Here is an 11938-nt window from a genome sequence, read left to right on the forward strand (position 1 = left end):
GTCAAAGTCTCCGGCGGCCTGTTCCGCGACATGATGATCCACGACTTCGACATGGCAAACTTCCTGATGGGCGACGCACCAAAGACGGTTCACGCGGTCGGCACATCTATCGTCGACCCCGAGATCGGCGCAGCCGGTGATGTTGATACCGCCGTTGTTACACTCACCTATGCAAATGGCCGCATCGCCGTGATCAAGAACAGCCGTCGCGCGGCCTACGGTTACGATCAGCGCGTAGAACTACTCGGATCGGAAGGACTGCTTTCCGCGGCGAACGTTCTGGAAAACACCGTTTCCAAGGCCACGAAGGCAGGCGTTTCCAGCGCAAAGCCAGAGTTCTTTTTCCTTGAACGATATATGCGCGCTTATGTTGCCGAATGGGATGCCTTTGTCGCCGCCGTGCTGGATGGCGCAACCATCCCCGTAACGCTGAAAGATGGCGTTATGGCACTTGCCTTGGCGGAGGCCGCCACGCAGTCGGTAAAGACCGGTCGCCCGGTCGATCTGGTGCTGTAACGTTCTGACCGCACATTGTGCGGATGCATTTGATCGGGCTGCGCAGGGAGAAGGCGCAACCCGACAACGAAATCCGGCTTGGAGGGCCGGGAGGCAAGGGCGCTTCGTCTGAACGCCTTGCAAAACTTAACGGGAGGATAGCATGAAGAAATTTTTTGCCGCGGTTTCTACAGCCGCTATTATTGCAATGGCCGGACCGGCTTTTGCGACCAGCATTATTGTTGTTGCCCACGGTCAGGCAAACGATCCGTTTTGGTCGGTCGTGAAGAACGGCGTTGAAAAGGCTGGTAAGGACACCGGCGCAACGGTTGAATTCCGCTCGCCAGAAACCTTCGACATGGTTCAGATGAGCCAGATGATTGATGCAGCAGTCAACCAGAACCCCGATGGTCTCGTGGTTTCCATTCCAGATGCCGATGCACTGGGTCCATCAATCAAGCGTGCCGTAGAAGCCGGCATTCCGGTTATTTCGATGAACTCCGGTTCGGATGTTGCTCACGAACTTGGCGCGCTCCTTCATGTTGGCCAGTCTGAATTTGATGCTGGCAAGGCAGCAGGGGCCAAGCTTGCTGAACTGGGCGGCAAGAAAGGCATCTGCATCAACCAGGAAGTTGGCAACGTATCCCTCGACCTGCGTTGCAAGGGCTTTGCAGAAGGCTTTGGACAGGTCACCGTCATCCCGACCGGCAACGATCCTGCAGAAGTACAGGCCAAGGTTCGCGCAGCACTCGAATCCGACGCTGATATTGATACCGTTCTGTCCTTGAACGCCTCGCTGGTCGGTGAACCGACCGTACAGGCAGCACAAGCAATCGGCCGCGACAAGGTGATGATCGCCACCTTCGACCTGTCCTCCGGCTTCCTGCAGGACATTGTCGACGGCAAGGCTACCTTCGCTATCGACCAGCAGCAGTTCCTTCAGGGATACCTGCCGGTCTCCTTCCTGGCTCTCAACGCAGAATATGGCCTGATCCCAGGCGGTGACGTGCCTTCCGGCCCGAACCTCGTGATGAAAGACTCGGCCGCGAAGGTGATCGAGCTTTCCGCGAAGGGCATCCGTTAAACAAATGACCGGGCCATGTCAGACGTGGCCCGGCTTTCTATCGGGAGGAACAGCATGCCGACGGAGACGCTTGCTATGGTGGATGAACGCCTTAAAGCCGAGTCCCTTGCGACACGGCTTATGAAAAGACCAGAACTGGGAGCAATCGGAGGCGTTGTCCTCGTAACGATCTTTTTCCTGATCACCGCAGACAGCACCATGTTCACACTGTCAGGAATCATGAATTTCATGACGCCAGCCGCCCAACTCGGCATACTCGGCATCGCCGCAGCCATGCTGATGATCGGGGGCGAATTCGACCTCTCGATCGGCTCCATGGTTGCCTTTTCCGGATTGTTGTTCGGTGCTTTCACCGTCAATATTGGCCTGCCGCTGATCGTTGCCATTCCGCTGACAATGGGCCTTGCTGGAGCACTGGGTGTTGCCAATGGCATCGTTGTTCTGCGCACGCGCTTGCCATCCTTCATCGTCACACTTGCAGGACTTTTCATCCTGCGTGGCGCATCGCTTGTCGGCCTGAAAATCGTGACCGGCGGCTCAACACAGCTGCGCGGCGTTCGCGAAGCTGTTGCTGGCGATGTCATCGCTCCGATCTTTTCCGGCGACGCATTTACCGGGTTGTTCCAGTGGATGGCAGATGCCGGCCTGATCGAAACTCTGCGCACTGGTGCACCCAAAGTGCCTGGCGTTCCAGTTGAAATCCTGTGGTTCATCGGTTTTGCAATTGTCGCGACCTACGTGCTTCTGCGCACCCCATTCGGCAACTGGATCTTTGCAACAGGTGGTGACTCGCTTGCAGCACAAAACTCCGGTGTTCCAGTTCGTCGCGTCAAGCTTTCACTTTTTATGCTCACAGCCATGGCTGCTGCTCTGGTTGCCATCATCACGGTTATCGACGCCGGATCGACCGATGCACGTCGCGGCTTCATGAAGGAATTCGAAGCCATCATCACCGCAGTTATTGGTGGATGCCTTCTCACCGGCGGTTACGGCTCGGCAGTTGGCGCATTCTTCGGCGCCATCATATTCGGCATGGTCACCATCGGCCTTACCTATACCAAGTTCGACCAGGACTGGTTCCAGATCTTCCTTGGCGCCATGCTGCTGCTCGCTGTCATCTTCAACAATGCAATCCGCAAGCGCGTAACCGGGGAGCGTTGAGATGACCGCACCTATCATCCATATGGAAAACATCAAGAAGCACTACGGCAATGTCATTGCCCTGAATGGTGTAACCTTTGATGTGATGCCGGGAGAGTGCCATTGCCTGCTAGGCGACAACGGTGCCGGCAAGTCCACCTTCATCAAGACGATGTCTGGCGTTCACAAGCCAAACGAAGGCAGCATCACCTTCGAAGGACGTCCAATGTCCTTCAACACACCGCGTGACGCCATGGAAGCAGGTATCGCGACCGTGTTCCAGGACCTCGCGATGATCCCGCTGATGTCGGTTACCCGCAACTTCTTCATGGGACGCGAACCAACCAAGGGCAAAGGCATTTTCAAGCGCTTCGATATTGATCGGGCAAATGAGATTACCGTGCAGGAAATGCGTAAGATGGGCATCAATCTGCGCGCCCCTGACCAAGCCGTTGGCACATTGTCTGGCGGTGAACGCCAGACGGTTGCCATCGCAAGAGCGGTCTATTTCGGTGCAAAGGTGCTGATCCTTGATGAGCCGACATCCGCTTTGGGTGTGCGCCAGACCTCGAATGTTCTGGCAACGATCATGAAGGTCAGAGAGCAGGGCGTCGGTGTCGTCTTCATCTCCCACAATGTGCGCCATGCCATGGCCGTTGGCGATCGCTTCACGGTGCTGAACCGTGGTCAGACGCTGGGCACCGCAAAAAAGGGAGAGATCACAGCGCCCGAATTACAGGATTTGATGGCCGGCGGCCAACAACTCGCAGAGCTCGAAGGTTCGCTTGGCGGCACGATTTGACCGAAGAACCTGTCATGTTCACGTATAGGTATAGAAAGTGAGTGGGTAACATCAATGTCTAATCCAATGCCAGCAAAGGAACTGGGCATCGCCTTGATCGGCACTGGTTTCATGGGCAAGTGCCACGCCATGGCGTGGCGCAATGTAGCAACCGTATTCGGTGGCGCGCATCCCCGGCTTGAAATATTGTCCGATGTCACGGACGAAGCAGCAAAACATTTTGCCACGCAATTCGGATTTGCCCGTGGCACCACCAACTGGCAGGAGGCGGTGACCGACCCAAAAGTTGACATCGTCTCCATCACTGCACCGAATGGCATGCATCGGCCAATGGCCGAGGCCGCCCTGAAAGCCGGAAAACACGTCTGGCTGGAAAAGCCGATGGCACTGACACTTGCCGATGCTAACGCCATGGCAGAGCTTGCTCAGGCAAGTGATGGCCAGAAAACCATTCTCGGTTACAATTATTTGCGCAGCCCGGCATTCCAATCTGCACGCAAACTGATCGCTGACGGTGTCATCGGCAAGCCAATGGCTTTTCGTGGCGTCTATGACGAAGACTATTCCGCAGACCCGCTCCTCCCTTGGTCATGGCGGATGACTCACGAAGGTGGTGGTCTGGGCGCGCTTGGTGATCTGGGCTGCCACCTCGTGAGCCAAATGGTCGCGCTGATGGGGCCGGTGTCGGAGATCGTGGCGCAAACACAGATCGTTGTACCAACCCGTCCATCACCAGATGGACCGAAATCCGTGGAAAATGAAGACAGTGCAATGGCACTGTTGCGTTTCACTTCAGGCGCGCAAGGGTCTTTTGCGACCTCTCGCGTGGCGCGCGGCCGTAAATGCCGCCTGCAATGGGAAGTGCACGGCACCGAAGGCACGATTGTTTTCGACCAGGAAAACATGAACGAGCTTTGGCTTCACCGGGCAGGTGAGGCAGGATTGACCCGCCATCTGACAGGCCCAGACCAACCTGACTTCGCCGCTTTCTGCCCGGCACCCGGCCATAACTTTGGCTTCAACGAGCAAAAAACAATCGAAGCGCGCGATCTGTTGAGCGCGATTACTGGTGGCCCTGCCTGCGGCCCGGATTTTTCTCAAGGACTGGAAATCGAAAAGATCATTCACGCCATGGCGACCTCAAATGGAACCCTCGTGCGTATTGAAAGGTAAGACAGTGACCAAAACACTCGACGTCATCACAATCGGCCGTGCAGGTGTGGACCTTTATGGTGCACAGATCGGTGGCCGACTGGAAGACATGGGATCCTTCGAAAAATACATCGGCGGCTCCCCGACCAACATAGCCTGCGGCAGCGCGCGGCTGGGTCTGAAAACCGCACTGCTCAGCCGTGTTGGCAATGAACATATGGGTCGCTTCATCCTCGAGCAACTGGCCCGCGAAGGCGTTTCAACCAAGGGGGTCAAGATTGACCCAGAAAGATTGACCGCACTGGTCATTCTGGGCATTCGCGACGACGAGCAGTTTCCTCTGATCTTCTACCGTGAAAACTGTGCCGACATGGCGCTGTGCGAAGACGATGTCGATGAGGCATTCATTGCCTCCGCACGTGCCGTTGTTGTGACCGGCACACATCTCAGCAATCCGCGCACCGAAGCCGCCGTTATCAAGGCGTTGAAACTTGCCCGCAAACATGGTTTGCGGACAGCTCTTGATATTGATTACCGACCAAACCTGTGGGGCGTCGCCGGCCATGGTGATGGTGAAAGCCGTTTCGTGGAAAGCCAGAAGGTTACCGCCAAACTGCAGTCTTCGTTGCATTATTTCGATCTGATCGTTGGCACCGAAGAAGAGTTTCACATTGCAGGTGGCAGCACCGATACACTCGCGTGCCTGACGGCGGTGCGTGAACTCACGCCAGCCACGCTGGTCTGCAAACGCGGTGCGCTTGGTGCCGTGGCCTTTGAACACGAGATACCAGATAGCCTGGATAAGGGTCAGTCGGGTCAGGGTTTCCCCATCGAGGTGTTCAATGTACTTGGTGCTGGAGACGGCTTCTTCTCGGGTCTGTTGCGCGGTTGGATGACCGGTGAAGATTGGCCGACATCGTTGAAATTTGCCAATGCCTGCGGCGCGTTTGCGGTTAGCAGACATGGCTGCACACCAGCCTATCCAAGCTGGGAAGAATTGCAGTTCTTTCTGCAGCGTGGTGTTGTCAGACCGGATTTGCGCAATGATCCGGATCTTGAGCAAGTTCACTGGTCAACCACACGCCACACGCGGGTGAATGGCGACTGGTCGACCATGCGCGTGTTCGCTTTTGATCACCGTATGCAACTGGAAGCCCTGCCGGGCTACAGCCAGAAAAAGGGCGGCGCATTCAAGGAGCTGTGCCTCAACGCTGCCTTGCAGGTCCAGAACGGGCAGGCGGGTTACGGCATTCTGTGCGACAACCGAATCGGGCGTTCTGCTTTGCAACGTGCGTCCGGCACCGGTCTGTGGATCGGTCGTCCAGCAGAACTTCCCGGCTCACGCCCTCTGGATCTCGAGCCGGAACTCGGCACTGATTGCGGCACGCTGGTAGAATGGGCACGCGAGAACGTGGTCAAGGTCCTGTGCTTCTGCCACCCGCAGGACAGCGCGGAAGTCTGGGCAGCACAGATTGCCACGGTTAAACGCCTGTTTGACGCGGCAAGACGCAACAAGCTCGAATTCCTGCTCGAGATCATTCCGTCCAAGGTGGCAGCAACAGACGACAATACTGTCGCCACCCTCGTTCACCGCTTCTACGAAGCAGGGATATTCCCGGACTGGTGGAAACTCGAACCTCTGAAAACCCATGCAGCATGGGCCAATGCAATTGATGCCATTGAAGCCCATGACCGCCACACTCGCGGCATCGTTGTTCTTGGCCTCGAGGCACCGGAAGCAGAACTTTCCAGAAGCTTCGACGTCGCAGCAAGCTTTGATCTCGTCAAAGGTTTTGCTGTCGGCCGCACGATTTTTGCGGATGCAGCAGCTCGCTGGATGATCGGAGAAATCGACGACACCACCGCTATCAACGACATGGCATCGCGTTACGCCCGTTTGTGCGCGATTTGGGACAAGGCCCGCACGAAGGCAAAGGAACAGGCAGCATGAACACCATTCGATTGACTGCTGCCCAAGCCATGGTGAAATGGCTGGCGGCACAACTCACCGAAGAGGGTGAACGTTTCATCGACGGCATTTGGGCCATTTTCGGCCACGGCAATGTTGCCGGATTGGGCGAAGCCCTGCAAAAGGCGGGCAATAGCCTGCCGACATGGCGCGGGCAAAATGAACAAACCATGGCGCACACAGCAATCGCCTTCGCCAAGGCGCACAAACGCCAACGTGCCCAGGCGGTGACATCATCCATAGGTCCGGGCGCAACCAACATGGTAACAGCCGCAGCCCTTGCCCATGTAAACCGTCTGCCGCTGCTGCTAATCCCCGGAGATGTGTTCGCCAACCGGCGGCCTGATCCGGTGTTGCAACAGATTGAAGATTTCGATGACGGCACGGTCTCGGCCAATGATTGCCTTCGCCCCGTCAGCCGTTATTTTGATCGCATCACTCGCCCAGAACAATTGCTGACGGCACTGCCGCGCGCCATGCGGGTTTTGACCGATGCTGCCAATTGCGGCCCTGTGACCTTGTCCTTTTGCCAGGACGTTCAGGCCGAGGCTTATGACTGGCCGGAATCATTTTTTGAAAGCCGCGTGTGGCGTGTTCGCCGTCCGGCACCCGATACACGTGATGTTGCAGATGTTGCCAAAGCCATCTTGGCAGCCCGAAACCCCGTCATCGTTGCCGGCGGCGGTGTGATCTATAGCGGCGCCGAACAGGATCTTGCGGATTTCGCCACACGCCACAACATTCCGGTGATTGAAACGCAGGCTGGCAAATCTGCGCTTGCACAGGCTCACCCGCTGAACTTCGGCGCAGCCGGCGTGGACGGTTCTGCCGCCGCAAACACGCTTGCCCGCAAGGCGGATCTCGTGATCGGCATCGGCACGCGTTTTCAGGACTTTACCACCGGCTCGTGGACGCTGTTCGAGGCGAAGGACCGCAAGCTCATTTCCATCAATGTGCAAGCCTATGACGCCGATAAACACGGAGCCCAAGGTTTGGTCGCAGACGCACGGGTTGCTCTGCAGGCACTCAGTGAGGCTATCGGCAATCACCGCGCGCCAGATCCCGACGTCAAATCGAGAGCCGAATGGCTTGCGGCGGTGGATCGCCATTGCGCAGCGCCCAGCGATGACAGTCTACCGACCGACGCACAGGTGATCGGTGCCGTACAGCGGGCAACAGGTGAGGACGCAATTGCCATGTGTGCCGCCGGTACAATGCCTGGTGCGCTAAAACTGCTGTGGCAGCCAAGCCAGGGTGGCTATCACATGGAGTATGGCTTCTCCTGCATGGGCTATGAAATAGCCGGTGCAATGGGATTGAAACTGGCGCGACCAGAGCGTGATGTAATCTGCTTTGTTGGCGACGGGTCTTATATGATGGCTAATTCGGAACTGGCCACAGCCGTCATGCGCAAGGTACCGTTTACGGTCGTTCTGACGGATAACAGAGGTTATGGCTGCATCAACCGTCTGCAGCAGGCCAGTGGCGGCGCCGCATTCAACAACCTCTACGCCGATTGCAACATCGAACAACAGCCGCAAATCGACTTTGTCGCTCACGCAGCGTCGATGGGTGCGGTTGCCATCAAGGCGAAAAACATTGCCGATCTTGAACAGCAGATCGCACAAGCCCGACAGCGCGATATCCCTACCGTCATCGTCATCGATACGGACGCAACCGACGGCCCAGGTTTCGGTGACGCCGGAAACTGGTGGGATGTAGCGGTGCCGGAAGTCGGCACAACAGAAAAACTGAAAGCAGCCTATGCACGTTATCTCGACGGCATGGCGCGGCAAACACTTGTAAATTGAGGACTAAGAATGATCCGCTTCGGAACCAATCCAATTGCCTGGGCTAATGACGACGACCAGTCCCTCGGCGCTGACATCCCCACAGAACAGATCCTGCGCGAGGCCTCCGATATCGGCTTTGATGGCATCGAAAATGGTCATCGCTGGCCAAATGATCCCGCCGCTTTGAAGGAGCTTCTCGGCTCCTATGGCCTCGCTTTTGTTTCCGGCTGGTATTCGCTCAACCTGCTTGCGCAGTCGGTTGAAGATGAGAAAAAGGCCATTCAGTCACATCTCGACAAACTTAGATATAATGGCTGCAAAGTCTGCATCGTCTGCGAAACATCCAACTCCGTGCAGGGCCTGCAGACATCGCTTTCTGAAAGCCCGACCCTGACGGTCGACGAGATGAACGCCTTTGCTGCAAAGGTTGAAGAACTTGCAGCCTTCACTGCCTCGCAAGGCATCACGCTTGTCTACCATCACCACATGGGGACAGTGGTGGAAACACCTGATGAAATTGATGCCTTCATGGCCGCAACGGGTCCGGCAACACATTTGCTGTTCGACGCCGGTCATTGTTACTTCGGTGCCAACGGTGTGGACCCGACACCTGTGCTTCGCAAATACGCAAAGCGCGTCGCACACTTTCACGCCAAAAATGTCCGTCCTGCCGTCATGCGGCAGGTGAGGGAACAGGGTCTGTCTTTCATGGATGGCGTGCGAGCAGGTGTGTTCACCGTACCGGGTGACAGTGAAGGCGGCGTCGAATTCCTACCCCTTTTGCAAATCCTCAAGGACGAGGGTTACGAGGGCTGGATCGTTATCGAAGCTGAACAGGACCCGAAAGTCCGCAATCCGCATCAGTACCAATCACTGGGCCTGAAAACCCTAAAAGAAGCGTCGGCAAAGGTCGGCCTTGCCTGACCCTGCACACAAAGAAACGCTGTCCACTAGGCCGTCGGCAGCGTTCTCTGACAATCAATTTTTATCGGACTTTTTCATCCGAAGTCCCAATATGTCTAGAAGTAACCTTCTCCAGGAGGAACGTTATGCCCAATCTTCTCCACCGTCCCTTCGGCACCCATGGTAAGGTGCATGAAATTACTCCTGCTTCCGCTGGCTGGCGATTTGTCGGTTTTTCGCTTTATCGTTTGCGAGCAGGGGAAAAAGCGGCAGAAGTCACCAATGATAACGAGGTCATTCTCGTTATCGTCGAGGGCAAGGTTGCGATAACGGCAGATGGTCGCGACTGGGGCGTGCTTGGCGAACGCATGAATGTTTTCGAAAAAACTGCTCCACACTCGCTTTACCTTCCCAACGGTTCGGATTGGCAAGCGACAGCACAAACCGACTGCGTGATTGCGGTATGTTCAGCGCCGGGCAAAGGCGGCCACGAGGCACGGTTGATCGATCCGAAAGCCATTAAATTGACGGAGCGCGGCGAGGGTACCAACAAGCGCTTCATCAACAACATCGCCATGGAAAATGAAGATTATTGCGACTCCTTGCTGGTCACAGAAGTCTTCACCCCGGCTGGCCATTGGTCGAGTTATCCAAGCCATCGACATGACGAAGATGATTTTCCACGCATAACCTATCTGGAAGAGACGTATTATCATCGCCTCAACCCGGCCGATGGCTTTGGCGTTCAGCGCGTTTATACGGACGACCTACAACTCAATGAAACCATGGCGGTTCATGATGGCGATGTGGTGTGTGTGCCACGCGGCCACCATCCATGCGGCGCACCCTATGGTTTTGAAATGTATTATCTCAACGTGATGGCGGGCCCGTTGCGTAAATGGCGATTTGTTGCCGCCCCCAATGTCGAACATCTCCTGCGATAATCAGCGAATTTCAGGGCAAACATCATGATCCAGCCTTTTAGCCTTGCCGTTTGCGCCGAAATGATCTGGCGTGACAAGCCGATTGAATGGCGTTCCGCACGCCTTGCCGAAATGGGTTTCGATGTCGGCCTTTGGAACTGGCCAGACCACGACCTCGATGCGCTGGAAAAATCCGGTGCAAAATTCTCGATCATGAACGGTTATCTCACCGGCAGGCTTGCCGATGACGAAGGCGCCGATGAGCTGTTGCGCTTGGCGTCGCGCGCCTCAACCTTCATGGAACCGGTCTCGGTGAAGGCGGTTTCCCGGCGCAACCCTGTGAGATCGTGACGGGCAAAATGTGGCTCAAGGCACGCGATACCTTGGCACGTATTGCCGATATGGCGGAAAAGGAGGGCGTCGTTTATACGCTCGAAAACCTCAATCTTCCGGTTGATCACCCCGGCACACCGTTTGGTCGAGCAGAAGACACACTCGCACTGGTTTCCTCCGTCAACCATCCCCGCCTGCGTCTCAATCTCGATCTGTATCACGTTCAAATCGGTGAGGGTAATCTGATCGAAACCTGCAAATCCTGCCTGCCTTGGGTTGCCGAGATACAGGTGGCTGACGTACCTGGGCGATGCGAACCGGGCACCGGCGAAATCAACTATCCGGTGATTGCGCGAGCATTACACGACATGGGCTATCGTGGTCCTGTCGGTATGGAGGCATTTGCCAAGGGTGATCCCGAGGATGCGCTTGAAGCCTTCCGCAATGCCTTCACCTTGTAGGCCATAGAACTGAGCGCACACCATTTCATGCTTTCAACATATGGACGTGGTCATCCCTCGTGTACCCCATCCATTTATTTGGAGCTTCTCCGACTTACAAACGTCAGTCCGCTGCTGGCATAGGCATGCCTGTGACGCCACCGGCTATTGACGACATGAAACACAGCATGGTTCATGCGCAACTGAATATTGCTCGATTTCGGACCGGACAGAAGCGCAAAGGAAACAATCATGCGGCTTGGGTACATTAACCTGACCGACGGCGATGAGCTGGACAAATGTCTGTCGCAGCTCGTCACGCTGTTTGAAGAAGCCGGCATGAAACCATCAGGCGCTATTCATGCCCCGTACAAAAGTGCAAATCGCAGCAAATGCGATATGGATCTTCAGATTTTGCCAGATGGTCCCATATTGCGGATCAGCCAGAACCTTGGAGAACATGCAAGCGGCTGCCGGCTGGACAGTGCAGCTTTGGAAGCGGCCACGGCGGAGGCTGCCTCACGCGCAAATGGCGCTTCTGTTCTAATCGTCAACAAGTTCGGCAAACATGAAGCGGAAGGTCGCGGCTTTGTTTCGATGATCATTGACGCCATGGAACGGGACATTCCCGTAATCATCGGTGTCAACAACATCAATCTTGAAGCCTTTTTATCTTTCGCGGGTGGTTGCGCGGAGATCCTGCCGACAGACCCGAGCTATATTGCAAACTGGGCGAAGTCGCAGGCTGTACACTCCTCCGTCTGACGGAAAAACGGCACCAGTAATCAGACCAGACGGCTGTTTTTCTTGGCAAAATTCAAATTAGCGCGGTAGCCGATCTGTCGATTGGAAATTTATTCCGTGGATTAGGGTCAGGACTCATTGCTCATAGCCAGAAGATAAC

At 55.8% G+C, this 11938-nt stretch carries 10 protein-coding genes and 1 pseudogene; all 11 read left to right on the forward strand.

Annotated features, from left to right (window positions below; translation table 11 throughout):
- A partial coding sequence (locus RT613_RS21215; RefSeq protein ID WP_313618366.1) for a Gfo/Idh/MocA family oxidoreductase occupies positions 1-516 on the forward strand: 516 nt, incomplete at its 5' end.
- A gap of 142 nt (positions 517-658) precedes the next feature.
- Positions 659-1579: a sugar ABC transporter substrate-binding protein gene (locus RT613_RS21220; RefSeq protein ID WP_313618367.1), complete on the forward strand. Its 921-nt coding sequence runs from the start codon at positions 659-661 to the stop codon at positions 1577-1579.
- Between the two features lie 54 nt (positions 1580-1633).
- On the forward strand, positions 1634-2740 hold the full coding sequence (locus tag RT613_RS21225) for an ABC transporter permease (RefSeq protein WP_313618368.1): 1107 nt from the start codon (positions 1634-1636) through the stop codon (positions 2738-2740).
- Between the two features lies 1 nt (position 2741).
- Positions 2742-3521 carry an ATP-binding cassette domain-containing protein gene (locus tag RT613_RS21230; RefSeq protein WP_313618369.1) on the forward strand — a complete coding sequence of 260 codons (780 nt, stop codon included), beginning with the start codon at positions 2742-2744 and terminating at the stop codon, positions 3519-3521.
- A gap of 54 nt (positions 3522-3575) precedes the next feature.
- Positions 3576-4694: a Gfo/Idh/MocA family oxidoreductase gene (locus RT613_RS21235; RefSeq protein ID WP_313618370.1), complete on the forward strand. Its 1119-nt coding sequence runs from the start codon at positions 3576-3578 to the stop codon at positions 4692-4694.
- A 4-nt stretch (positions 4695-4698) separates the two neighbouring features.
- Entirely contained in the window at positions 4699-6624 is a 1926-nt protein-coding gene (gene iolC / locus RT613_RS21240) for a bifunctional 5-dehydro-2-deoxygluconokinase/5-dehydro-2-deoxyphosphogluconate aldolase (RefSeq protein ID WP_313618371.1), read from the forward strand.
- On the forward strand, positions 6621-8453 hold the full coding sequence (gene iolD, locus RT613_RS21245) for a 3D-(3,5/4)-trihydroxycyclohexane-1,2-dione acylhydrolase (decyclizing) (RefSeq protein ID WP_313618372.1): 1833 nt from the start codon (positions 6621-6623) through the stop codon (positions 8451-8453). The genes iolC and iolD overlap by 4 nt, the downstream gene beginning before the upstream one ends.
- 9 nt (positions 8454-8462) lie before the next feature.
- Positions 8463-9359 carry a myo-inosose-2 dehydratase gene (gene iolE / locus RT613_RS21250; protein WP_313618373.1) on the forward strand — a complete coding sequence of 299 codons (897 nt, stop codon included), beginning with the start codon at positions 8463-8465 and terminating at the stop codon, positions 9357-9359.
- Positions 9360-9484: 125 nt separating this feature from the next.
- Positions 9485-10282, forward strand: a complete 798-nt coding sequence (gene iolB / locus RT613_RS21255; RefSeq protein WP_313618374.1) for a 5-deoxy-glucuronate isomerase — start codon at positions 9485-9487, stop codon at positions 10280-10282.
- A 24-nt stretch (positions 10283-10306) separates the two neighbouring features.
- Positions 10307-11055, forward strand: a pseudogene (locus tag RT613_RS21260) (TIM barrel protein).
- 231 nt (positions 11056-11286) lie between these two features.
- Positions 11287-11799, forward strand: coding sequence for a DUF2478 domain-containing protein (locus RT613_RS21265; protein WP_313618375.1), 513 nt, complete (start codon positions 11287-11289; stop codon positions 11797-11799).
- Positions 11800-11938 lie beyond the last annotated feature (139 nt).

Source organism: Agrobacterium sp., assembly GCF_032092815.1.
In the GTDB taxonomy this organism is placed as follows: Bacteria; Pseudomonadota; Alphaproteobacteria; order Rhizobiales; family Rhizobiaceae; genus Agrobacterium.